This is a genomic window from Amphritea sp. (assembly GCF_048266285.1).
Lineage (GTDB): Bacteria > Pseudomonadota > Gammaproteobacteria > Pseudomonadales > Balneatricaceae > Amphritea.
The window spans coordinates 73,865-98,207 of the sequence record NZ_JBLWZV010000011.1 but is presented as its reverse complement, the minus strand read 5'-3'; the positions used below and the strand labels follow the sequence as shown (position 1 = coordinate 98,207).

26 protein-coding genes are annotated in these 24,343 nt (G+C 48.9%); 10 read left to right on the top strand and 16 right to left on the bottom strand.

Annotated elements, in window-relative coordinates; genetic code table 11:
* Together ACN0T0_RS13100 and ACN0T0_RS13095 are read right to left on the bottom strand one after the other, a co-directional pair.
* Positions 1-546 (bottom strand): hydrolase, encoded by a 546-nt coding sequence (locus ACN0T0_RS13100; protein WP_417226768.1) that lies wholly within the window; start codon positions 544-546, stop codon positions 1-3.
* 5 nt (positions 547-551) lie between these two features.
* Positions 552-992 carry a MaoC family dehydratase gene (locus ACN0T0_RS13095; RefSeq protein WP_417226766.1) on the bottom strand — a complete coding sequence of 147 codons (441 nt, stop codon included), beginning with the start codon at positions 990-992 and terminating at the stop codon, positions 552-554.
* A gap of 208 nt (positions 993-1,200) precedes the next feature.
* On the opposite strand from ACN0T0_RS13095, the gene ACN0T0_RS13090 reads away from it, so the two are divergent.
* The 4 genes from ACN0T0_RS13090 to ACN0T0_RS13075 all read left to right on the top strand — a co-directional run bounded on the left by ACN0T0_RS13090 (position 1,201) and on the right by ACN0T0_RS13075 (position 5,114).
* Positions 1,201-2,580 (top strand): malonyl-CoA decarboxylase, encoded by a 1,380-nt coding sequence (locus tag ACN0T0_RS13090; protein ID WP_417226764.1) that lies wholly within the window; start codon positions 1,201-1,203, stop codon positions 2,578-2,580.
* 50 nt (positions 2,581-2,630) lie between these two features.
* Positions 2,631-3,374 (top strand): acetoacetyl-CoA reductase, encoded by a 744-nt coding sequence (gene phbB / locus ACN0T0_RS13085; protein WP_417226762.1) that lies wholly within the window; start codon positions 2,631-2,633, stop codon positions 3,372-3,374.
* A gap of 57 nt (positions 3,375-3,431) precedes the next feature.
* The gene (locus ACN0T0_RS13080; RefSeq protein WP_417226760.1) at positions 3,432-4,166 is read left to right on the top strand and encodes a helix-turn-helix domain-containing protein; all 735 of its coding nucleotides are present in this window, start codon (positions 3,432-3,434) and stop codon (positions 4,164-4,166) included.
* Between the two features lie 72 nt (positions 4,167-4,238).
* Positions 4,239-5,114: a DMT family transporter gene (locus ACN0T0_RS13075; protein ID WP_417226758.1), complete on the top strand. Its 876-nt coding sequence runs from the start codon at positions 4,239-4,241 to the stop codon at positions 5,112-5,114.
* Between the two features lie 9 nt (positions 5,115-5,123).
* On the opposite strand, the gene ACN0T0_RS13070 is transcribed toward ACN0T0_RS13075, so the two are convergent.
* The 7 genes from ACN0T0_RS13070 to lptM all read right to left on the bottom strand — a co-directional run bounded on the left by ACN0T0_RS13070 (position 5,124) and on the right by lptM (position 10,465).
* Positions 5,124-5,657, bottom strand: a complete 534-nt coding sequence (locus tag ACN0T0_RS13070; RefSeq protein ID WP_417226756.1) for a hypothetical protein — start codon at positions 5,655-5,657, stop codon at positions 5,124-5,126.
* 8 nt (positions 5,658-5,665) lie between these two features.
* Positions 5,666-6,391 carry an HAD family hydrolase gene (locus ACN0T0_RS13065; RefSeq protein ID WP_417226754.1) on the bottom strand — a complete coding sequence of 242 codons (726 nt, stop codon included), beginning with the start codon at positions 6,389-6,391 and terminating at the stop codon, positions 5,666-5,668.
* A complete protein-coding gene (gene xerC / locus ACN0T0_RS13060; RefSeq protein ID WP_417226752.1) occupies positions 6,384-7,331 on the bottom strand; it encodes a tyrosine recombinase XerC in 948 nt (315 codons plus the stop codon). The genes ACN0T0_RS13065 and xerC overlap by 8 nt, the downstream gene beginning before the upstream one ends.
* A 3-nt stretch (positions 7,332-7,334) precedes the next feature.
* Positions 7,335-8,060, bottom strand: a complete 726-nt coding sequence (locus ACN0T0_RS13055) for a DUF484 family protein (RefSeq protein ID WP_417226750.1) — start codon at positions 8,058-8,060, stop codon at positions 7,335-7,337.
* A complete protein-coding gene (gene dapF, locus ACN0T0_RS13050) occupies positions 8,057-8,887 on the bottom strand; it encodes a diaminopimelate epimerase (protein ID WP_417226748.1) in 831 nt (276 codons plus the stop codon). The genes ACN0T0_RS13055 and dapF overlap by 4 nt, the downstream gene beginning before the upstream one ends.
* A 95-nt stretch (positions 8,888-8,982) precedes the next feature.
* Positions 8,983-10,233, bottom strand: coding sequence for a diaminopimelate decarboxylase (lysA, locus tag ACN0T0_RS13045; protein WP_417226746.1), 1,251 nt, complete (start codon positions 10,231-10,233; stop codon positions 8,983-8,985).
* A gap of 121 nt (positions 10,234-10,354) precedes the next feature.
* A complete protein-coding gene (gene lptM / locus ACN0T0_RS13040) occupies positions 10,355-10,465 on the bottom strand; it encodes an LPS translocon maturation chaperone LptM (RefSeq protein WP_417226744.1) in 111 nt (36 codons plus the stop codon).
* 122 nt (positions 10,466-10,587) lie between these two features.
* Between lptM and cyaY the strand changes: the two genes are divergently transcribed.
* Positions 10,588-10,905 (top strand): iron donor protein CyaY, encoded by a 318-nt coding sequence (gene cyaY, locus ACN0T0_RS13035; RefSeq protein WP_417226742.1) that lies wholly within the window; start codon positions 10,588-10,590, stop codon positions 10,903-10,905.
* Between the two features lie 11 nt (positions 10,906-10,916).
* Positions 10,917-11,480 (top strand): D-sedoheptulose-7-phosphate isomerase, encoded by a 564-nt coding sequence (locus ACN0T0_RS13030; protein WP_417226740.1) that lies wholly within the window; start codon positions 10,917-10,919, stop codon positions 11,478-11,480.
* Positions 11,481-11,591: 111 nt separating this feature from the next.
* On the opposite strand, the gene waaA is transcribed toward ACN0T0_RS13030, so the two are convergent.
* A complete protein-coding gene (gene waaA, locus ACN0T0_RS13025; protein ID WP_417226738.1) occupies positions 11,592-12,887 on the bottom strand; it encodes a lipid IV(A) 3-deoxy-D-manno-octulosonic acid transferase in 1,296 nt (431 codons plus the stop codon).
* A 66-nt stretch (positions 12,888-12,953) separates the two neighbouring features.
* Between waaA and ACN0T0_RS13020 the strand changes: the two genes are divergently transcribed.
* Positions 12,954-14,138, top strand: coding sequence for an NAD(P)/FAD-dependent oxidoreductase (locus tag ACN0T0_RS13020; RefSeq protein ID WP_417226736.1), 1,185 nt, complete (start codon positions 12,954-12,956; stop codon positions 14,136-14,138).
* Positions 14,132-14,944: an aldo/keto reductase gene (locus ACN0T0_RS13015; protein WP_417226734.1), complete on the top strand. Its 813-nt coding sequence runs from the start codon at positions 14,132-14,134 to the stop codon at positions 14,942-14,944. The genes ACN0T0_RS13020 and ACN0T0_RS13015 overlap by 7 nt, the downstream gene beginning before the upstream one ends.
* 27 nt (positions 14,945-14,971) lie before the next feature.
* Here the strand turns inward: ACN0T0_RS13015 and hldE are convergent, their stop codons facing one another.
* A complete protein-coding gene (gene hldE, locus ACN0T0_RS13010) occupies positions 14,972-16,396 on the bottom strand; it encodes a bifunctional D-glycero-beta-D-manno-heptose-7-phosphate kinase/D-glycero-beta-D-manno-heptose 1-phosphate adenylyltransferase HldE (RefSeq protein WP_417226732.1) in 1,425 nt (474 codons plus the stop codon).
* Positions 16,393-18,186: a lipid A export permease/ATP-binding protein MsbA gene (gene msbA / locus ACN0T0_RS13005; RefSeq protein WP_417226730.1), complete on the bottom strand. Its 1,794-nt coding sequence runs from the start codon at positions 18,184-18,186 to the stop codon at positions 16,393-16,395. Before msbA ends, hldE begins: the two co-directional genes overlap by 4 nt.
* A gap of 299 nt (positions 18,187-18,485) precedes the next feature.
* Between msbA and ACN0T0_RS13000 the strand changes: the two genes are divergently transcribed.
* Positions 18,486-19,463 (top strand): glycosyltransferase family 10 domain-containing protein, encoded by a 978-nt coding sequence (locus ACN0T0_RS13000; protein ID WP_417226728.1) that lies wholly within the window; start codon positions 18,486-18,488, stop codon positions 19,461-19,463.
* A gap of 48 nt (positions 19,464-19,511) precedes the next feature.
* Positions 19,512-20,444, top strand: a complete 933-nt coding sequence (locus tag ACN0T0_RS12995) for a lysophospholipid acyltransferase family protein (protein WP_417226726.1) — start codon at positions 19,512-19,514, stop codon at positions 20,442-20,444.
* Positions 20,445-20,524: 80 nt separating this feature from the next.
* On the opposite strand, the gene ACN0T0_RS12990 is transcribed toward ACN0T0_RS12995, so the two are convergent.
* The 4 genes from ACN0T0_RS12990 to ACN0T0_RS12975 all read right to left on the bottom strand — a co-directional run bounded on the left by ACN0T0_RS12990 (position 20,525) and on the right by ACN0T0_RS12975 (position 24,339).
* Positions 20,525-21,544 carry a glycosyltransferase family 2 protein gene (locus ACN0T0_RS12990; RefSeq protein ID WP_417226724.1) on the bottom strand — a complete coding sequence of 340 codons (1,020 nt, stop codon included), beginning with the start codon at positions 21,542-21,544 and terminating at the stop codon, positions 20,525-20,527.
* Between the two features lie 3 nt (positions 21,545-21,547).
* A complete protein-coding gene (locus ACN0T0_RS12985) occupies positions 21,548-22,414 on the bottom strand; it encodes an alpha-1,2-fucosyltransferase (RefSeq protein WP_417226722.1) in 867 nt (288 codons plus the stop codon).
* A 120-nt stretch (positions 22,415-22,534) separates the two neighbouring features.
* On the bottom strand, positions 22,535-23,566 hold the full coding sequence (gene waaC, locus ACN0T0_RS12980; protein ID WP_417226720.1) for a lipopolysaccharide heptosyltransferase I: 1,032 nt from the start codon (positions 23,564-23,566) through the stop codon (positions 22,535-22,537).
* 92 nt (positions 23,567-23,658) lie between these two features.
* Complete coding sequence (locus ACN0T0_RS12975) at positions 23,659-24,339, bottom strand: putative nucleotide-diphospho-sugar transferase (protein WP_417226718.1); 681 nt, start codon at positions 24,337-24,339, stop codon at positions 23,659-23,661.
* Between the last annotated feature and the right edge of the window lie 4 nt (positions 24,340-24,343).

Here is a 24,343-nt window from a genome sequence, read left to right as displayed (position 1 = left end):
TTAGCGTAAGAACTTCATGCTAAAGTCTTTAAATTCAGGCACATCCGAACGCCTCATCCACTCGAAACCAACCATCTCCCGCGTCACGATTTTAACCCCCTCATCGCGCATCCGAGCAATCGCATATTCAGTATCCACAGGATTACGGGCGGAGATTGCATCGGCAACAACATAAACAGTTTTACCTAGCTCCCGTAAGCGCAGTGCGCTCTGCATCACGCAGGCATGGGCTTCCATACCGCAGATCACAAACGTGTCGCAATCCATCGCATCGATACGAGCGCTGCACTCCGGTGAGTCTACACAGGAGAAAAAAGTCTTGGCGATAAAATCATCCGCAGGCAGTAGTGCTTTCAACTCTTCAGTGGTTGGCCCCACGCCCCGTGGATATTGCTCTGTGCCCAACACCGGCACATCAACCAATTGCGCCAATTCCATTAACCAACGACAGTTTTTCACCAACGCTTCACTCTGATGTACACCCGGCAACAATTTAGCCTGAACATCAATAACCAACAGAGCGCATTTTTCTTTATTAATCAGCATCTTGTTTATCCTTTTTGAACTGGACGACGATCGACCATATTAGTCGCCACGCCTTCAGCAACCACCTTGCCTTTGACACTACAGACCGTTTCCATCACCACTCGGCGACGCGCCTCATTGATCTCTATTACCGTTGCCGTTGCCGTCACCGTGTCCCCAATATAGACCGGTGCTTTAAATTTTAACTGCTGATCCACATAGATTGCACCCGGTCCTGGCATGCGCGTCCCCAGTACTGCAGAGATCAGAGCCGCACTAAACATACCATGGACAATACGCTGACCAAACATCGTTTGAGCAGCATACTCGGCGTTAATATGCACCGGGTTATCATCGCCAGACACGCCTGCAAACAGCACCACATCCGCTTCAGTCACGGTTTTGGCATAGCTCGCCGTTTGTCCTACCACTAAGTCTTCCAAGTAAAACCCGTGTAAATCATCCATCGTTTCATCCTCAATCATTGTTATTCTGGCCTTTAAAACAGGCGATGAGATAGCTCTCTGGACCCAACAGTAATGGTTTTCACTTATAAAACCAAGTAGAAACCCTTGGTTTTATTATTCAATCCTGCTACTTTTACTCGAAACAGACCCTGATGCACCGTTAAAAACACAGCGCCCTTAACAATATTAGCGCCGGGAGAAAACGATAATGACCCAGACCACGCTCACCTCAGAGGAAGCTCCATCATTGCTGGGACGCACTATTGGCCACCTGCGACGCATTTGGCGAACCTCCTCGAGTAACGCCCTCGCTGATGAGCTACAACTCAGTCCCGCATTAGAGCCGGGCGACTCTGAACAGCTAATTCAATGGATGGATAGTTGCCTTCGCCAAGAATGCAATGAGATCACCGCCCGCAGCCGTGCCGTCATCCTTGGGCGCAGCTACCTAAGGCTTAACCAACAGGGCCGCAGTCGCTTTTTACTGCTCCTCGCCGAGCACTACGGAATCAATAACGAACAGGTCGAAACCTGTTTCCAACAGTGGCAAAACGCACCGGCAGAACAACGTGCCGAAGCCGTGCAACAATTAAGAGAGTCACTGGACCCACCTCGATTACGCCTACTAACCCAGTTTAATGGTTTACCAGAGGGGGTTAAATTTCTGGTGGATATGCGCGCCGAACTCCTGACGCTGAAAAAAACTTATCCACAGCTAGCCGAATTAGAAGGCGATCTAAAACGCTTACTGATCGGCTGGTTTGATATTGGTTTACTGCAGCTAGAGGAAATTAACTGGCAATCCAGTGCCGAACGGCTAGAAAAACTGATCGCCTATGAAGCAGTACACGAAATTCAAAGCTGGGATGACCTGAAAAACCGACTCGATTCCGACCGTCGCTGCTTTGCATTCTTTCACCCCAACATGCCCAACGAGCCACTGATCTTCGTTGAGGTTGCACTGGTGCAAGGCTTAGCCGATAACATTCAAACATTATTAGATGAAAGCGCGCCTTTACAGGATATACAGCAGGCCGACACCGCGATTTTCTACTCTATCTCGAATGCTCAACAGGGATTAGCCGGTATCAGTTTCGGCAACTTTCTGATCAAGCGAGTAGTTGCCAGACTGCAACAGGAATACCCTCAGCTAACACAGTTTTCAACCCTTTCACCTATGCCCGGCTTCTGTCGCTGGCTAGCTAAACAGGATAGCGCCGAACTCGAACAGCTGCCCGGCGGTAAACAATGGCTACAGCTCAGCACCGATCTCGATATCACCGTTGATGAACCACCCGCTGAAGCCCGCGAGCCCTTATTGAATCTGGCCTGCTACTACCTTAGCCAAGCCAAAAAAAGAGGTCACTTTAGTGCTGATCCTGTGGCCCATTTTCATCTGACCAATGGTGCTCAGATCGCCCAGTTGAACTGGCTGGCTGATTCCTCTGCAAAAGGCTTACAGCAATCCGGCGGCATCATGGTCAATTATCTCTACCAATTACCGCATATTGAATCGCGCAGTCAGGATTACAACCAGCAAGGTTCGGTCGCACTGGCTCAGAACCTGAAATCAAGACTCAAGCGATAACCTCAATACGCAGCCATAACCAATAAATATAATATCGATAGGAGAACAACATGACCCAACGTATAGCAGTCGTCACCGGAGCCAACGGTGGTTTAGGCGAAGCCATGTGTAAAGCGATGTCCGATCAGGGCCATAAAGTAGTGGGAAGCTACTTACCGGGCACCGATAGTGACGCCAAAACTTGGCAACAAGCGATGCAGACAGCGGGCTATGACATCACAATCTATCCCGTTGATGTCACCGATTACGATAGCTGCTGCAATTTTGTCGCGCAGGTGGAACGCGAACTTGGACCGATCGATATTCTGGTGAACAACGCCGGTATCACCCGTGATGCTCCGCTCAAACGTATGCAGCCAGAGCAATGGCAGGCAGTATTGCGCACCAATCTCGATTCCATGTACAACATGTGTCAGCCGGTGTTTGACGCCATGTGCAACCGCGGTTTTGGTCGTATCGTCAATATCTCATCGCTTAACGGTGAACAGGGTCAGTTCGGTCAAGCAAACTATTCTGCCGCTAAAGCAGGTATCTACGGCTTCACCAAGGCAATTGCCAAAGAAGGTGCCCGCAAAGGCGTTACCGTTAACGCGGTATCACCGGGCTTTATCGACACTCCGATGGTGCGCCAAATTCCGGCAAATGTATTAGAGTCTATTGTCGCTGGCATCCCTGTCGGTCGTCTTGGACAGCCGGAAGAGATTTCCCGCGCGGTGGCATTTTTAACCGCTGAGGAAGCTGGCTATATCACCGGGACGAATCTCTCGGTCAATGGCGGCGAGTATATGAGCTAACCTCAAACCACTAAATTAAGGCGTTCCGCTCAGCTGTAAGGCTGTTACAATTCGCGCATGATATCGTCGAATAAACACCTTACGCTGGACCTACGCAGTTACAGCGCTGAGACTAACCGCCACCAGCATGATTACCATCAGTTGGTGCTACCGGTTGCGGGGTTGTTGGAAATGACCGTTGGTCACCGAGCTGGCAAGGTTTCGTCCCAGTCTGCTGCGATTATTGCGGCGGGAGAGGATCATGGCTTTGCGGCCTCGGATGATAACTGCTTTGTGGTCGCGGATATTCCTGCGGCCTTAGCGCCTGAGCTGGAACGCTTGCCCGCCTTTATTCACCTCACACCGGCGTTAATCCAATATGTCGGTTTCCTGCAGCTGCAATTACAACAATCGAACTCCGCCACCAGCCAACGGCAGATGTTGCTCCTATTGATACAGTTATTGCATGAGCAACAGAACGAACCACTCAACCTTGACCGACGTATCACCACCGCACGCCGCTATCTAGATGAACACTATTGTGAAGCCGTCAGTTTGGCCCAGTTAGCGAGCATCGCAAACCTTAGTCCACGTCAGTTAAGCCAACTGTTTCGACAACAATTGGGCATGACGCCGACGCAATACCTGATCGAAAAACGGATGCAACGGGCGTGGCAACTGCTGGAACAACAAAGCCTCAGTATCCAACAGGTCGCCGATGCCACCGGTTATAGCAATCTCGCAGCCTTTAGCGACCGGTTTCGCAAGCACTTCGACATCCCGCCGAGCTACTTCCGCCGTTTCGGCAAATAAAAACGCCATCCGAACAAAGCCTCTCACCAACGAAGCCGCTATGCTAGTGTCATCCTTTACTGAGTGTTCCTTATGCAAAGCAAAACGATACGTGCCACCCTTATTGGCTCAATCTCCATTTTCCTCTGGGGTACCCTTGCCCTATTGACCCGTTTAACCGAAGGCCGAATACCGCCTTTTCAATTAATGGCGATGACCTTTACCTTGGCATTTCTACTGATGTCCGCTAATTGGTGGCGTCAAGGCCATGTTGGACTGCGCCACCTACGACAGCCTGTATTGGCGTGGGTCTTAGGTGTGGGCGGCTATTTTGGATATCACTTTTGCTATTTCCTCGCCATGACCAAGGCACCTGCGGTGAGCGTTAGTCTGCTTGCCTACCTATGGCCGTTACTGATCGTGTTACTGGCGGGACTACTGCCCGGTGAAAACCTGCTCAAACGGCATATGATCGGCGCAGTCATTGCGCTTTTCGGCTGTTGGTTACTCATCGGCCAGGGTGCTGGTGGCTTTAACCCGCAATATCTTGGTGGCTATCTATTGGCCCTGACCTGTGCCTTCATATGGTCGGGTTATTCGGTACTCAGCCGCTTGGTCAAACAGGTATCCACCGATGCCGCTGGCTGGTTCTGCGCCGCCACCGCACTGCTGGCATTGCTCTGTCATTGGCTCTGGGAAACGACGGTTTGGCCGGCATCGACAAGCCAATGGGTCGGTGTCATAGGGTTAGGGGTCGGCCCGGTAGGCATCGCATTCTTTACTTGGGATTACGGTATCAAACATGGCAACTTGCAGTTGCTCGGGGTATTAGCCTATTCGGCGCCGCTGATCTCGGCGCTGCTACTAGTGCTCGCTGGACTCGCCCCAGCGGATATCACCTTAGTGCTGTCCTGCCTAGCAATCGTGATCGGTTCATTGATTGCCGGATATCGCCGCAGCCAACCATAATGCTTATTCTCAGTGGGCTTGAATCGGTTTTTCCGGTACGCCCGCACTATCGTCGGGCTTATCCGGCACCCAGTTAGCAGCCACCATGACCCGTTGCAACATATGCTCGAATGAATAGCGTTGTCCTGGCGGCAAGCTGAGGGTCATACCCTCACCTTCCGCTGGAAGCATCACTAACATCACTAACTTATCGACCGTTTTAATATCGATGCGCTGCACCAAAATACCGTTTTCACCGAGGGGGTAATCGGCAGCATCGGACTGGAACGGCGTCGAAAAATCCGCCTGCTGAACCGCACCATGCTTTTCAATATCACCGAGGTTCTGGCGCTGCTCCGGCTGCAGATGGCTAGCGCTATTTTCGGTGGGAAAAGTATGCTCATTGAATAAGTTATGAATCCGTAACGCCAGACGGCGCGTCCACCAAGCCCGATACTCTTTGCCATTTTCATGTGCGCGAATCAAAATCCGATCTTCGACGGAGTTGTAGCTCAGGTTTATCTGATTCTGCGTCACCGGCGTCGTCTGGCTAGAGTCGGTCATATAGGCTCCTATAGGGTTGCTCGATGATGAGCGTTAGCGGCAATCTGAGCGATACACTCAGGAATATCCCGTAAACAGGTGACATCACCATCCGCCGGATCGGCCTCGGGCCAGATTCGCTGAGTCAGGTTAACCCAGATCGTCCAAAGCCCAGCGTTTTTTGCGCCAACAATATCGTGATGAGGGTTATCACCAATGTGAATCACTTGCTCTGGACGCAGTTGCTGTTGATGCAGCATCTGCTCAAACATCAAAGGGTGTGGCTTCTCTTTACCAACGCCATCGGCATTGAGCGCAAAATCGAAGATGTCCCCTAAGCCGACCCGATTAACATCGGCATTACCATTGCTCAGTGCCCCGATCAGATAACCACTCGCTTTTAACTGCTCCAGCATCGAGCGGGCATGTTCAAACAACTCAACCTGATTACGGGCTTCAATAAAAACGTCGAAGGCCTGATGGGATAGCGCCACCGCTTGTTCGGCGCTATAGCCGGCCTCTATTAGACCAATCTCAAGCTGTTTTAACCGTATCTGAGTCACACTGTGGCTGATGTCGGGAAACACCTCTAAGGCCCGATGCTTTAGCTGCTCGAAATCGCTCAACTGATAGCATTTAACGAACAGTTCTGCGTGTTCAGCCAGCCACTGATACAGTGTTTTATTGGCTTCCACAATAACCGGATCAACCGCCCATAGGGTGTCATCCAGGTCGAAGGTTATGCATTTAATCATCGTCTTGTTGCGCCTTCTTTGTTGACTGTTTATGCGCCCTAGGATGGGCCTTATCGTAAACATCCATTAGGTGTCTAAAATCAAGATGGGTATAGATCTGCGTGGTTGAGATATCGGCATGCCCCAATAGTTCCTGCACCGCGCGCAGATCACCACTGGATTCCAACATATGGCTAGCAAAGGAGTGGCGTAAACGGTGTGGATAAACCTTACCTTGGGTATGTTGCTGTTTTGCCCGCTGGTCGATACGCAGTTGCACACTGCGGCTGCTAATACGGCTGCCTCGCTTACTCACAAACAATGCCATCTCTTCCGGGTGGGCCATGTTGTCACGCAGATCAAGCCAACGATCCAGCGCCTGCATCGCTTGACGACCAATCGGCAGCAGTCGCTCTTTCGAGCCCTTACCCACCACCCGCAAACTCGCATCCTGCCAATCGATGCTGTGCAGATCCAGACTGACTAGTTCGGATAAACGCAGCCCTGATGAGTACAGTAACTCCAGCATCGCCTGATCTCTGCAGGCCAACGGATCAGTGCTATCCGTATCACTTTCCAGCAGATGATTAAGCTGATCAACATCCAATGTTTGTGGTAATCGACGCGGACTTTTCGGGGCTTGAATACCCAATGCAGGGTTTTGCTGTACACGCCCTTCACGATGGAGGTATTTATAGAAACTGCGAATCGCCGAGAGTAGCCGCTGAATACTTTTGCCGCCAAGCCCTTCACGATGAACCCAGGCGACAAAGTTGCGAATATGTTTAGCCTCGATGCGGGCCCAGTCGACCCGGCCATCAGGAAACATAGTGCTGTGTTGCAGATAATCCAGCAGACGCGCTAGATCGCGCTGATAATTGCTGAGAGTGTGGCGCGAGTACTGCCGTTCGCTACTCAGATAGGTATAAAACCCATCTAAGTCAGCGTTACCTGAACTCATGGATCAGGCCTTTCGTCCTTGCAACAGCGGCGAGACGACACGATTTAGCGCTTGGCCAATATAATCCAGAAACAGAGTGCCCTGATTACTCTGGAAATAGCTGGCATCGTAACTGCCGATCGCTAAGATTCCCAGCGTTTCGCCTTTCACCAGAGGAACCGCTGCCGCCGATTTCACTCGGAACGCCTGATCACGAAACAGAAACTGGTTTTGCAGTTCGGTCAGATTGCCACAGCGGGTCTGTGATTGATCTAATAAAGCATCGATCGCCGCTGCGTCAGCGCGCGGTAGTAAGCGCAGGTTGTTCTGCTCTTCCCGTTGCTCGCTGAACAGCACCAATGCCGTGGTATCACTATTGAAATCCTGACAGAGGCTTTCATCGATCGCCACCGCGACATCATCGAGGGTTTCCGCATCCATCAGCGCCAAAATCATCTTTTTGGTTTTACTGAATTGAATATCGTTTTCCCGGGCAACGCCGAGCATATCGCCGAGATAATCGTGTAACTCCCGATTTTTCTCCCGCAACAGGCTGGTCTGACGTTCAACCAATGACACCGTAGAACCCCGCTGATGGGGCACATAGAGTTTTTCGAGTAGGTATTCATTACCACTAAAAAAATCAGGGTGTTGCTTTAAATAGTCCGCCACCTGCTCGGCAGTGATTGCCGAAGCATTAACATCGGTCGCTTGATCGAGCTTAGGCTCGACAGAGTTAGAGTCGCTCATATGAAAATCTGTCCTTCATATACCGTTGTTGCCGGGCCGGTCATCAATAGCGGTTCACCTTCACCGGCCCACTCAATCTGAAGTGTGCCACCGGGTAGGTGGACGGTCACTTTATCATCTAACAAGCCACGCAAACGGCCTGCAACAACCGCCGCACAGGCTCCCGTACCGCAGGCTTTGGTTTCACCCGCACCTCGTTCATAAACCCGTAGACGGATCTCGGCACCGCTAATTACTTCCATAAAACCGATATTCGCTTTTGCAGGAAAGTGTGGATCTGACTCCAGTACCGGCCCCCAGGATTCAACCGGCGCTTTATCCACCGCATCGACCACCAGCACGCCGTGCGGGTTGCCCATGGATACCGCGCTTACCTGCACAGTTTGGCCGTCAACGTCGATGGGATAAGTTACCGCCCGCTGGTCCGCGTTAAACGGAATAGCCTGTGGCTCAAGCACTGGCACGCCCATATCCACAACCACCTGCTTATCATCGGTGATGGTGAGATAGATCGGCCCTTTCTGAGTTTCCACCGCCACGGTTGCTTTAGCTGTCAGGCGCTTATCCCGGACAAACTTAGCAAAACAGCGGGCACCGTTGCCACAATGTTCAACTTCACTGCCATCGGCATTGAAGATGCGGTAACGGAAATCCATATCCGGATTGGTGGGCGGCTCGACCAGCAAGAGCTGATCAAAACCCACGCCAAAATTACGGTCGGCCAAACGGCTCACGATCGCTGAGTTCACCTTCACTTTCTGGGTCACCGTATCGAGCACCAGAAAGTCATTGCCCAGGCCATGCATTTTTGTAAATCTAACTAGCATATTCATCTCGTCAGGCGCACTGTTCGGACAGTGCTTTGCCTCATCTGTCGGGCTGCTCAGCTGATCTTATCCGTTAACCGGTTAAGACCTGAGAATTAGCCCGGTAAAACCGCTTCACCGCGAAGCTGATCAACAATGGTCTCTCGCTTACGAATTAGGTGAATCTGATTATCGTCGACCATCACTTCGGCGGCCCGGTTACGGGTGTTGTAGTTTGAGCTCATACCAAAACCATACGCACCGGCGGAACAAACCGCCAGCAGATCACCGGCTTCAATATTTAAGGCGCGATCTTTACCCAGAAAATCCCCCGATTCGCAGACCGGTCCAACCAGATCAAAACGACGGGCCTCGCCTTCCTCACGCACATCCACCGGAATAATGTCCATATAAGCACTATAAAGCGCTGGACGGATCAAATCATTCATCGCCCCATCAATAATGGCAAAGTTTTTGTGCTCAGTGCATTTCAAAAACTCGACTCGGGTGATCAGAATACCCGCATTCGCGGCAATCGAACGACCCGGCTCAAAGATCAACTTCAGTGGACGGTCGCCCAGCTTATCAATCACCGCCGCAATATAAGCCTGAGGGGTTGGTGGCACTTCATCGGTGTAGCAAACACCCAAGCCGCCACCCAAATCGAGGTGCTTAATAGTAATGCCTTGCTCGGCAAGGTTGTCAATCAACAGCAGTAAACGATCTAAGGCGTCGAGGAACGGCGCAATTTCAGTGAGCTGTGAGCCGATATGGCAATCAACACCCTGCACATCAAGATGGCTCAGACTATGGGCATAGGTATAGATCCGTGCGGCATCATCAATGGCCACACCAAATTTATTATCCTTCAGGCCTGTGGAGATATACGGATGCGTACCGGCATCCACATCGGGATTAACCCGTAACGAGATCGCAGCGACTTTATCCAGCTCGCTAGCGACTTTATTCAGTCGATCCAGCTCCGCTTCGGATTCGACGTTAAAGCAGTGGATACCCAGTTCTAATGCACGACGCATCTCATCTTCACGTTTCGCGACACCCGAAAAAACAACTTTTTTAGGGTCGCCACCGGCCTTAATGACCCGCTCCAATTCACCGAGCGAAACAATATCAAAGCCGGCACCTAAGCGGGCCAGCACATTGAGTACGCCAATATTCGCGTTCGCCTTAACCGCATAGCAGACCAATGCATCGCGCCCTTCCAGCGCTTGTGCATAATCCAAATAGGCACGTTCCAGCGCATCCCGAGAATAGATGTAAGTGGGTGTCCCATACTGTTCGGCAATGCGGCTTACCAGGACTTCTTCGGCACATAGATGGCCGTTCAGGTATTGAAAATTATCCATTGTCTACTATCTGCATTAAATAGGGTTACTGCTCAGCAGTGCTGAGCCTGTTTTAACAGCGTTATAACCGCAGTCATAACACCCCGATGATGGGACTGTGACTGAAGTAACGTAATAGCCGTTACTGCTGCGCCTGTTTGGGCGCTTGATCGGGCAGATAAAGCTTACCTTTCTGGCCGCAACCACTGATTAACAGGGCACTGAAAAAAATGGCAATCCAACAGGCTTTCACGGTGTTTATTCCTGATCTTAAGTTAATCGTCCGATTATACAGCGCTGTTGCCTTGATGAGTACCTGAACGAACTGCTATATACTCTGTCCTAATGATAAATTTCGCCTAAGAGTACAACACTGTGAACGAATCTGAATTTAGCCAGAAAGTTGATGACACCCTCGAACAGATTGAAGAGGTTTTAGATACGGCGGAAACCGATATCGATTTTATGAATAACGGCGGCGTGCTCACGGTTGTCTGTGAAAACAAAACCCAAGTCATTTTCACCCGCCAAACACCGGTTAAACAGCTCTGGCTAGCGGCTCGCAGCGGTGGTTTTCACTTCGACTTCAATGGTGAGACCTGGGCCCGCGACAGTGACGGCGCACTGCTGAATGATGTGCTAACCACTATTTTCTCAGAACAAGCTGGCGAACAATTCAGCTTTGACCTGTAAGGATCTAAATCATGTCATTTGAAAGCGCGCTGCAACGTCATATGCAAACGTTTAACCGCATGCCGGAAATCAAAGCCGATATGCAAACCCTAGCCGACCAAGTCGCGGCAACCTTCACCGCCGGCGGTAAACTACTGTTTATGGGTAACGGCGGTAGTGCCGCCGACAGTCAGCATCTAGCGGCCGAATTTGTGGTGCGTTATAAAGCGGAACGGCGCGCGCTGCCCGCTATCGCACTAACGGTGGATAGCTCAATACTAACCGCCCATTCAAATGACTACAGTTTCGATTCGGTGTTTACTCGGCAGATCGAAGCCCTCTGTCAGCCAAAGGATCTGGTTATTGGCCTGTCCACCTCAGGCAATAGCGCGAATGTGATCAACGCTATCGAAGCGGCACAAAAAATCGGTGCCACTTGCTGGGCTTGGACCGGCGAGAGTGGTGGACAATTAAACGCCATCGCGGATCATCTAATTAAGGCGCCTAGCAGCGAAACGGCAAGAATTCAGGAAGCCCATATCTTTGTTGGCCACTGGCTCTGTGAAGAGATGGATAGACTACTCAGTACCGATTAGGCTGAGCTTGTTGACACGATATCAGCTCAACATAGCTAAACGAAAGTGCTTAAACGAAAGCTGCTTAAACCAAGCCTAGCAGAAAGCGGACTATGATTTAAACGTGGCCGCTCACTGAATCCCCGCTTGTTGCTTAAGCAAGGCCAATTGCTGATCCAGCGCCCCGCGATTAGCATCAATATAGTTGCGCCCTCGCACCCCCATCGCCCGGGCATGTTCCGGGTGATCCAGCAGTTCGGCCAACACCTGTTGCAACCCTTGCGCGTCGCTAACTACCTGTAGCGCTAACTCTTGCTCCATAGTCGCAACGATATGCTGGAAATTATACACATGCGGCCCCATCAGCACCGGCTTAGCTAACACGGCAGGTTCCAGTGGATTATGGCCGCCTCGCTCGATCAAACTACCACCGACAAATACGATATCCGCGGCACTATAGAGCATCATTAACTCGCCCATGGTATCGCCCAAATAGACCTCGCAATCAACACTAGGCGCCGACACACTGCGCCGATAGGTGCGAAAACCCGCTTTAACACTCTGATCATAGATCGTCGTAAAACGCTCGGGATGACGGGGCACCAAAATTAATAACAGATTATGATAACGGGACTGTAGGTTAGTAAAAACCTCGAGCAACTGAGCCTCTTCATCCTCATGGGTGCTAGCGCCAATGATCACCGGTCGATCAGCTCCCCAAGCAGCCCGTAGTGTTTCCGCCTCATCCATATGCTCCGACACAGCGATATCAAACTTAATACTGCCGGTCACCTGCAATGCTTTATCGGCAACACCCAGCGCCATAAAACGCGCACTATCGGTCTGATTTTGCACCGCAATCACGCTGATCTCTTGCAGCATGGGTTTGGTCAGCCATTTAAAGCGCTGATAACCCACCGCCGAGCGCTCCGATAAGCGCGCATTAGTCACCAACACCGGCACCGCTCGTGTTGCACAACTGTGGATAAGATTGGGCCAGAGTTCGGTTTCGACAATCACACAACTGCGGGGTTGGACACGACGATGAAAGCGACTTAGCGCATCAGGCAGATCATAGGGACAATATGCATGGCCGACCCGATCGCCAAAATGAGTCGTGACACACTCACTACCGGTGGGCGTCATACTGGTGATAAAGACCGGTATCTGTGGATTCTCCGCCAGTAGCCTTTCAACTAGCGGAATAATCGCCATGGTTTCGCCAAAGGACACCGCATGGACCCAGATCGGCCGTTCGCCGATGCAACGGGGCACAAAGCCAAATCGCTCCCTCCAGCGACGACGATAAGCCGGACTCTGACGTCCACGCTGCCAAAGCTTCAGCAAGATAAGCGGTGTCAGGCAGTAAAATAATAGCGAATATAACAATCGGGCCATGGAGATAAACGAATTCCAGACATAAAACATCAGTTTACCATTATCAGCCTGTGATACCGAAGGTATAATGACCGCTGTTAACCGGCGGAATACTTCATGCAAACGATAAAGACAGATCTAGTCATTCTGGGGGGCGGTATCGCTGGCCTGTGGCTACTCAACCGCGCTCAGCAACAGGGATTTGACGCGCTATTGCTGGAAACCGGCGACCTCGGCGGCGCTCAGTCGGTTCGTTCCCAAGGTATTATTCATGGCGGTACAAAATATGCGCTCAATGGAGTGCTGACTCAAGCCTCCAGCAGTATTGCCGATATGCCCTCCCGTTGGCGCGCCTGTATTGACGGACAAGGAGAGCTGGACCTAAGTGCCGCCAAGATTCTCTCTGAAGCGCATTATATGTGGTCTAAAGCCTCCTTAGGCTCAAAAATGACTACTTTCTTTGCCAGCAAGGCCCTAAAAGGTCGGGTGGAAACCATCAGCGCCGATGAACGCCCGCTGGTTTTCAAGGACCCTAAGTTTCGCGGCAACCTCTATAAACTGAATGAGATTGTGCTGGATGTGCCATCGGTCATCGACGCGCTGGCAAAACCACTGTTGCAACGTATTATCAAAGTCACGGCTGAGGATATTCAGTTTGACTCGACAGATAACGGTATCCAAGCGCTCCAACTGCCACAGTTACGTATCGAAGCCCAACGCTATATCACCACCGCCGGAGAAGGCACCGAGGCGCTCCTGCAACAGTTACAGATAGACCAACCGCAGATGCAGCGCCGACCGTTACACATGGTAATGGTACGTCATGAAAGCCCGCTGCCCACCTTTGCCCACTGTATCAGCACCGGTAGTAAGCCAGTGGTCACTATCACCACACACCCGACAAACAATGGTGAACAGGTATGGTATCTCGGGGGCGATATCGCGGAAACCGGGGTTAACCTACCAGCGGCACAACAGATTCAAAAAGCCGAGAAGTTAATCGCAGAACTACTCCCTTGGATAAAATTGAAAAACCCTCGCTGGGCTAGTTTCCATATTAACCGAGCAGAACCCAAGCAATCATCCCTCACCCGCCCCGATTCTGCCTTTGCCCAAGCGAGAGAAAACTGCATTGTCAGTTGGCCTACTAAACTGGCTCTGGCCCCCGATCTTGCCGATCAGATTCTTGCCATGCTGAACCAGCAGCAGATTACCCCTCAGTACTGCGCCGATACCGCCATACTTGAGCAACTGCCTCGTCCCGCTATCGCACAGCCGGTCTGGGAGACGCTATTTTGCTAAGCCTTAGACAGATTGCCGGCACCGACTTACAGGTCAGCCCCATTGGACTTGGCACGGTCAAACTCGGGCGTGATAAAGGCGTTAAATATCCAGATCAGTTTACTATTCCCGATGACACTGCCGCACGTTATCTGCTGGATATCAGCAAAGCGCTTGGCATCAACCTGCTGGATACCGCACCGGCCTACGGCAATAGCGAGATACGGCTAGGCCAACTGTTAAAAAATCAGCGAAATGATTGGCTCATCTGCAGCAAAGTAGGGGAAGAATTTGACCCGCATACCGGTCAGTCACACTTTGACTTTAGCCCCGAACATATCCGTTTCAGCGTCGAGCGAAGCCTACAACGACTCAACACCGATGTGATCGATATCCTGTTAGTGCATTCTGACGGCAACGATCTAAAACTTATTCAGCAGGACGGCGTGCTGCAACAGCTTGAACAACTCAAAGCTGAGGGCAAAATTCGGGCGGGGGGAATGTCGACCAAGACGGTAGAGGGAGGGATTGAAACCCTAAAACAGTCGGATATCGCGATGATCACTTACAACTTAAATCAGCAAGAAGAGCTGCCGGTTATCGACTATGCCTTAGCACAACAAAAAGGGATTTTTATCAAAAAAGCGCTGGCCTCAGGACATATCACTCAGGGGCTAACAACAGATCCGGTGCGCGCCAGCTTTGATTTAGTGCTAGGACACCCCGGCGTGAGCAGTGCCATTATCGGTACGATAAATCCCGATCACCTGCGGGCTAACGTCAGCGCGGTGGCCGACTGCCTAGCCCGCCACACCGTTTTAGTTTAAGCAAATAAGACAGGACTCAGTGTTGGTTTAGTGGCCCTGAATCTTCTCCACGATCGCCGTGGTGGAGCAGTTATCGAGAAAGGACAACACCTTCACCTCGCCGCCATAGCTGCGCACAAACTCGCCACCGACCACACCATCAAGACCATAGTCGCCGCCCTTCACCAGAATTTCTGGACGAACCTGCTCCAGTAAACGCTCGGGGGTATCCTCAGCAAAGCTGACCACCCAATCGACCGCTTCAAGCCCCGCTAGCACCGCTTTACGGCGCTCGACGGGATTAATCGGACGACCTTCCCCTTTCAGTCGTCGCACCGATTCATCATCGTTAATCGCTAATACCAGCCGATCTCCCTGAGCCCTTGCCTGCTCAAGATAGCCGACATGCCCAGCATGTAAGATATCAAAACAACCATTGGTGAAAACGATCTTTTCACCGGCCGCTCGGGCATCAGCCAACGCAATTAAAAGTTGTTCGTCGGTCACTACACCCCGTTCGGAGCCCTGCGCCTGATTCACGGCCCGCCGTAGTTCCGGCCCACTGATCGCCGCCGTTCCCAACTTACCCACCACAATAGCCGCGGCAATATTGGCCAAACCGGTTGCGACCTCAAGACTTTCACCGGCCGCCAGCGCGGTGGCCAACGTAGAGATCACCGTATCGCCTGCACCGGTAACATCAAAGACCTCACGGGCATGGGCAGGAAAATGGATTTCATTCTGGCCCGGTTTAATCAGGGTCATACCCTTCTCACTGCGCGTCACCAGTATGGCCTCGAGCCCAAGCTGTTGCACCAACAACTGAGCCTTTTCGACCAATTCCTGTTCCAATTGACAGACTCCAACCACCGCTTCGAACTCACCCATATTCGGCGTCAACAATGTCGCCCCACGGTAGCGTTCAAAATCGGTTCCCTTAGGATCGACTAGCACCGGCACACCGACCTTGCGGGCAGCATGGATCAGGCTTTGAGGATCACTGAGTGTGCCCTTATCGTAATCGGATAATACCAACACGCCGACGTTCCCTAACAACGCTTCGACCTGCTGCTGTACTAACGCTCTATGATCGGCACTAAAGCGCTCTTCAAAATCCAGCCGAATCAATTGTTGATGGCGACTCAGCACCCGCAATTTAGTGATCGTAGGCTCTTGCTGGCTATGACAGAACTGGCAATTCACCCGCGCCGACTCTAGCTGCTGCTGTAATGCCTGCCCGGCTTCATCCTCTCCCACAATACCTACTAATGACACACCACCACCGAGGGCGGTGATATTCAATGCCACGTTGGCCGCGCCGCCTGGACGATCCTCCCGTTGATCGACTTTTACCACCGGCACCGGCGCTTCCGGAGAGATGCGCGATGTCGGTCCGTGCCAATAGCGGTCCAGCATCAGATCGCCCACCACCAACACCTGTGCTGTATTTAATCGAGGCATTACCAATTTCATTGTGCGGGCTCCTGATCGGAAGATTGTTCTATCTCTGTGTCGGTGACTACAGCGGCTTCAGAAAACTGTAACCGGTGCAAATTGGCATAGATGCCTTGTTGCAGTAATAACTCGGCATGCGAACCTTGCTCGACAATCCGGCCCGCTTCCATCACCAAAATACGGTCAGCATTCTCAATGGTCGACAAGCGGTGAGCGATCACCAAGGTGGTACGCCCCTGCATCACATTTTCCAAGGCATCCTGAATATGACGCTCAGATTCGGTATCCAGCGCTGAAGTTGCCTCATCGAGAATTAAAATCGGTGCATCTTTAAGAATCGCACGGGCGATCGCAATTCGCTGTCGTTGTCCGCCGGACAATAACACGCCATTCTCACCGACCATGGTGTCCAAGCCATCCGGCAGGTGTTGCACAAACTCCGCCACGTGGGCGGCTTCTGCTGCCGCTTCAATCATATCTCGGGAGCAGCCAGCCATGCTGCCGTAGGCAATATTTTCGGCGATGGTGCCATTAAACAAAATCACCTGCTGATTCACTAGCGCGATCTGACGCCGTAAACTGGTCAATTTATACTCTTGTATATTTTGCCCATCGAGGAGGATTTCCCCCTCAGTAACATCATAAAAGCGCGGCAATAACCCGGCCAGAGTCGACTTGCCACTGCCGGACTTGCCTACCAAGGCAATGGTTTCACCCGGTTGAATATTCAGATTAATATTATCGAGTACTTTCTGGCCATCGGCCTCGTAACTAAACCCTAGATCTCTTATTTCCAGCGCACCCTTAACGCTATCAGGATCATGTAACCCAGTATCTTTTTCCGGCGGAGTATCGACAACCTCAAAGACACTTTCAGAGGCCGCGAGCCCCTGCTGCACCATACTGCTGATCTCGGTTAATGAGCGCACCGGTTTTGCCATCAATGCCGCCGCTGAGATAAAGGCAATAAACTGCCCCGTGGACATCTCTTTGATCAACTCAGGGTCCATTGCTAAAAAGGTCATTAGCGCAATGACACCCGCCACCATCATTTGCACTACCGGCGTAGTGACTGACTGAGTCACCACCATTTTCATCACTTGGCGACGATTCTGCTGACTGACTTTCGTAAAGCGATCAATTTCTAGGTCCGTCGCACCAAAGATCCGTACAACCTGATAGCCTTTGATCGCTTCTGAAGCCGACGAGGTAATATCCCCCACGCTTTTCTGTACATGCCCACTAATACCACGCATACGGCGGGCAGCAAAACCCACCACCACTCCCACCACAGGCCCGATCACCAAGAACAATAGGGTTAATTTCCAATTGAGGTAAAGCATATAGCCAAACAAGCCAAGTACCGTAAACCCTTCACGGATCGCCACTTTAAGCGCATTGGTTGCCGCCCCTGTCACCTGCTCAACGTTGTAGGTCAGTTTAGCCAGTAATTCACCACTGGAGTGCTGATGGAAGTAACTGCTAGGTAGAAGTAATAGATGTTTGAACAGATCGGTGCGTAAATCATGCACTACAAACCGGGCAACATAGGACAGGCCATAGTTGCCTAAGAAGGTGCCTAAGCCCCGAATAAAGAAGATCCCTAACACCGCCAACGCCAGCACGCCGCGGTTGTCTAACTGTCCCGAGCCAACGGTGTCAACAAACGCCTCAAGCCACTTAGCCGAAGCTGTCTGTGAGCCGGCATAAATAGCGAAACCGACCACACTGACCAGAAAGGGCGCCCAATACTTTTTGACATACTGCAGCAGGCGTAGATAAACCTGTACGCTGTTATCTTTTTTCACAAATAAGAAAGCTCTTATTGATTCACTATCACCCCCGAAACAAACACCATCAAGCCTCACAACCAGTAAAGCTGATCCGACTAGATGCTAGTGTTCCTTGAGCACGAACATTATAATTGCCTGATTTTACAGTATCTGGATACATTTGGGATATAAAGATGTCTTTGTAGGTGTGGCTAGCGCCGCCATAAAGATATCAATCGATAGAGGCTGAAGAATATTATGGTTCATCAAAGCATAACGCCCAGCTAAGATGAGCTAAGGTTACCGAACCCAACGTTAAATGATCAGAGTATCTCATGGCAACGATTCGCATATTTCAAAACGAAGGTAACTTAAACTTACTAAAGCACCTTCCTAGCTACCAGCGTTCGTCTACAACAAACACCGGGAACTGGAACGAACACACCTTCATATGTGAAGAAGATGGCCCCTGTGACTATGCGATAGTATTTAACCGAGTGGGTAAAAAAAGCCGCTATATTCATTGTGCGAAAGAAAATGTCTGGCAGGTTACTCAAGAGCCTTTCGTTTTCCATAGCCATGATTGGATGATTGATAACCAAGAGCAGTACAGCCGCGTCTACACGCATTACTTGACCAACGATGCAGCAAAATATGTCAGGTCCTATCCAATGCTAACCTGGCATGTGGATAAAACCTACGATGAACTCAGCTCAATGGAAATACCTGAAAAAGCCAATGATATCTCATGGATAACCAGCACGAAAAGCAGTTATCCAGGACATAAGCGCAGACTTGAGTTTCTTGATTTCATCAGGGCATCAAACTTAGAACTCTCACTTTTTGGTTCCGGTATTCAATATATCGAGGACAAATGGGATGCATTAGTAGGCCATCGATACTCTTTAGCCGTAGAAAACGAATCTCAAGATGATTACTGGACTGAAAAACTAGCCGATTGCTTTCTTGCTTATACTTTGCCCATTTATTACGGTTGCACAAATATTGATAGTTACTTCCCTGCTGAATCTTACATACTTATCGATATCAACAAACCTGAAGAAGCCTTAGACATCATTCAAAAAGCAATCGAAAGCAATGAATGGGAAAAAAGACTGCCCGCGATAATTGAAGCTCGAAATTTAGTACTTAATAAATACAACCCAGCAGCAAATATTGTCAAAGAGATAGAGCGTTCAGCAAACTCACCGTCTAGCCCACAGGTCGATATAGAACTCCGACCGTACAAAAGAACACTAAAACGAAGGCTCGCCAATAAGTGCCAGCAACTATGTGCTCTGCTAAGAGCTTAAGAGCCTATCATTGTTCAGCATTGAGACAAGATCACTTTAGGAGCACTCTTGAATTCAAGTAAAAACACGCAGTCCTGGTCTGATTTTCTAGCGCCTAAGTACTGGCTTATTTGGGTTAGTATCGGCCTTTTACGTTTTTTTTCTGCGCTGCCATTCCCTTGGGGACTCGGGTTGGGGAAAAAAATTGGTCGTTTGTTATACCGTCTTATGAAGACCCGCAGACACATCACCGAAGTCAATATACGCCTCTGTTTTCCAGAACTCTCGCCAGAACAACAGAACCAACGAGTTATCGAGGTTTTTGAAAACAATGGCATAGGACTTATTGAAACCGGTTGGGCCTATTGGAAAGATGTGGATTTTTTTCGCCAACGAACAGAATTTCGTAACTTTGAACTATTAGATCAACAACTGGCGAAAGGTAACGGCGTCATATTGATGGGCTGGCATTTCTCCTGCCTTGACCTTGCGGGGCTGCTTTTCTCGCTGCATGGAACCCCCTGCAGTACCCTTTACAGAAAGCATGATAACCCCATGCTCGAGTGGTTCTTCACCCGAGGCCGACAACGCTTCAGCTTCCCGGTTGAGCGGAAGAAAACCCGGCAAATGCTGCGGGCCATGCGCAATAATCACTGTATCTGGTATGCACCCGATCAAGACTTAGGACGAAGAAACGCTACTTTTGCACCCTTTTTTGGTCAACCTGCCGCCACAACGCTGGCGACGACAAAGATGCATAGCTTGAATGGATCACCCTTGATTAAACTCGACTGCTGGCGAAAACCAGACAACTCAGGTTATATTCTCGAATGTAGCGAGGTTGCAGGATTCCCGTCGGGCTCTGAAGAAGTTGATGCCGCTTTAATTAACGAAGCCATTGAAGCAGGCATACGAAAAGCCCCATCACAATATATGTGGGTTCATAAGCGTTTTAAAACAGCGCCGGTTCGTGGTGATAATATTTACAAAAGATCAAAATAGATAACCGCATCAGCCAATAAGCCCTATGCATTCTTAACATGGGCTTTATTAACACACACTTTTGGTATTTAACACTAAACTTAAGCGTTCAATCTAGCCCATTTACCCAAGATATAATGTTTAACTCGATATTTAAGTACAATATCCATATGGCTAAATAAAGATGATGATCGTAACTCATCATAAGCAACGTAGCCTAGCTTACCTAAATTCAGCTTATACAGTTCATATAAGACATAGGCACATGAGGAGATAAAATGCTCCTCAACAAACTTGCCCGTAGTGCTATTTTTCTCGAGTAACTGACTAACAATAGATATAAAAATTTTAAATTCAGCAAGCCCTTTAAAGCGATAGTCGACATCAAAAAGATCTTTTATATCAAAACCATTATCAAGAAAGCTCTTCTGAATAAGCATAATTTTATGTCTATACATCTCTTCACGCTTTTTAGAAAGGTTGTTCCCATGCTTGCGATAATAAAGCAGAATTTCATCCACATTTGAGACTTTAGCGACTTGGCTCATTCGATACCAAAGATCCCAGTCCTCACTCACTTTGAGTGTTTCATTGAAGAGTAGGTTATGGTCATTCAAAACAGCGGTACGCATCATCGCTGAAGGGCAGCAGATAACACTTTGAAATGGCAACCGGGCAGCGATGTAATCGGAGTCGAGAGGAACCTTTTTAACGCTCTGCTTGCCCGTCTTCAGATCCTCTTCAAAGGTGATGAAATGAGAGCTAACCAAGCCAACATCAGGATGCTTTTCTAAGAGGTTAACCTGTGCGGATAACCGATTAGGAAAGCTCACATCGTCACCATCCATCAAGGCAATATATTTCCCCTCAGCCGCTTTTAATCCTCTATTTCTTGTAGCAGCAAGACCGATATTACATTCATTGACAATAATTTTAATCTTATCCGAACAGAAACCCTTAACAATATCGAGACTATTATCAGTAGAGCCATCATTAATGATAATGATTTCTATATTTTCATACGTCTGACTCAGTATAGACTCTACCGCTTCAGCAATATACGCGGCGCCGTTATAGACAGGAATTATCACTGACACTAGAGGAGAACTTACCATATTCATTACCTAAACCTGAACCCAGTCACGAGGAATCATCATTTTACTTAAATACTGTTTCTGTTCATCGGCATACCAATTTTTGGGTGCCACGATGAGTTTATCTACATGCGTGTTGAGCCAAGCGCCCCACCAACTAAAAGAGCTATTCGCTATCACATTATGATCGCACTGACTCATCAAAAACACATCTTCACCGGAAAAACGTTCTTCTTCTGAGTCAATATAGAAAGCATTATCAATAATAAGATTGTTTTTAACCCAACCAATATCATCAGAAAAAATATAATATGAGACATTATCAAACTTAGCATTAACTAACGCTACCGCCTGTTGATAATAATCTAAAGAACATACACCATGGGTTTTAAGTGCTTCAGCGTTAGTAACATAATCACCTCGACGAATATGAACAGACACACTAACTTCAGATTTATTTATACTATCAAGTGTTTGTTTTGTGTAATCTGAAAGAGATTCCTGTAACACCAGAGACTCTAATAACTCACCTCTTATTTTTTGAAAGTATCTCTCACTCTGAAAATAACCGACCAAATAATGATTATCCTCAGGAGATAGCATTTTCTCATCAAATGCGGAGTTTGCTTCCTTGGTAACAGGCCGGCTCTTCTTGCCTTGCAACTGTCGCATCAACTTTTTACCAAAGCCGATATGAGTCATTGCTGTCACCTCTTCCGAAGAGGCATTATCAACCAGCTTATTATAATGGTTAAGACTGTAGCCACCATGCAATGTATAGGTATCAAATGCTGATGTATCCAACTTTACATCGTAGCCCTTCTTAACTAAAGACAACGCATACGCATACTGAAAGAGTTGGTTACCAAGACCTCCAATCAAACGAACAATAACCATACCAACTCCATCAAAAAAACCATATAAATTCTCAGAAAAACCATCGATAATTAGACACTTTGTCACATTCGACCTAACCTATATCTGACGACCTTTCTACACTATTTTTAGTTAATGAAATTAGCGGCCACTACTGCTAATTAACGTCTGCAATGCCTGCCAAATAACATCACCCGGTAAACTGCCGTAACAAGGGGGAACACCATTTTCAGGACGAGGACAAACTTTCTCTCTACAAGGAGAGCACTCAAACTTAGCTTGTAAGTTTGTCACGTTTTTCCCCTGTGCACCGGTCAGAGCAACGCTGGTACTTCCAAAGATCGACACGGTTGGAACCTCCATTGCCGCTGCGACATGCATTAAGCCGGTATCAACACCAACAGCCCCGCGACTTCTTGCAATAATACCGCATAGTTCCCATAGCGGCATTTTGGGCAATACTTCACCCCAGCGAGCCTGACGAACAACTCTCTCGGCACGACTTTTTTCTTCTTCGTTCGCCCAGGGTAACAACACCCCCTGACGCTTATCTCTTGCAAGCTCAAGAAGACGAATCCATTCGCTCTCTGGCCAATGCTTTGATTGCCAGGTAGTGCCATGTAAGAAAATATACTGCCCCTGCCATTGCTCAGGGCATGGAGCTAGCTTCTCAGCATCAATGCCGAATTGAGCGGGGCCAGAGAGCTCATAACCTAAAGACTTAGCAAAAAGCAGACGGACTTTATCAACCGCATTATCAACCGATTGAGTTGCCACCCCCTGCTTATAAAACATTCTTGTTTCTGAATCGGTGGCACTATTTTTATCAGGCCCGTAAACCGGAGCACCGGATAACCAAGCTACTCGTGCAGACTTAATTCGCCCCTGAGCATCGATCACAAGATCATAACGCTGCTGTCTCAATGACTTATAAAACAACCACTGCTCTTTCAGCGTTGCAAAAGCCAAGCGACGTTTCTTCCAACGCAATCGGCCATGAGGGACAACCCTCACGCCAGGGTGCAACCGGGCAATATCAACAAAAGGTTCTTCACAAAGCCAATCAATCTGCAAACCATCGACATTCTCTAAAGCATCACTCACCGCAGGCATCGTATGCAGCAGATCTCCCAAAGAGGACATTTTTACCACGAGTATTTTCTTTATCATCATATAACTTCTATGCAGCAAGGCCGATGGAAGAACAATAAGTATTATCAGAATAGCCTATCAGTTCTCTGATTTATTAGTTTAAGCGGCTTTGGTTATTGTTCGGCAATTATTTTTTCAAGTTCAGCTAAGCGTACATGGCGTCGTTTCAGCAACTCTTCTTTACTAACTTTTAGACCGAAAAACTTCTTAAGTTTGTTTTTAAAACCACCCATTTCATTGCGGCAATATATTTCTCGACTCGCCTGAAGGTGTTCAATAATAGGTTTATCTACCTCATCATACTGCCGGTCAAATATATAGGTATATGCAGAAGACATACGATGAATTTTTAAACCGTGGTCATAATCCTCAACCGCTTTCTGTAAGTTTTGCTGATCGATAAGTTCAGGATTACGCTCAATCAAGCTAATCCACAACTCAATAAATTCAATAACTTTATCATTGTAATCGAAATAAATTGTGCCGGAGAGAAGCTCTTCACCCCCTTCTTTTTTATCGATAAAGTTAACCGCCATATCACACGCCATGCTACTGAAGTGCTCATCAAGGTTTTCATGCACAAAAGCATCAGCATCGATATACAAAACAGGCTCTTTATACTTGTTAAGACTTTCCAATATGATTCTTGGTTTCAAATCAGTCATCGTTTTCCACTCGCTTGGTGGGAAACTATGAAAATCGTACTTATGCCCTAGCCGATCCAATGAACGAGCCAGTAATTTATAAGCTGAGCTATAGACGGGATCTGTTGTATAAAAACCAATAACAATCATATTA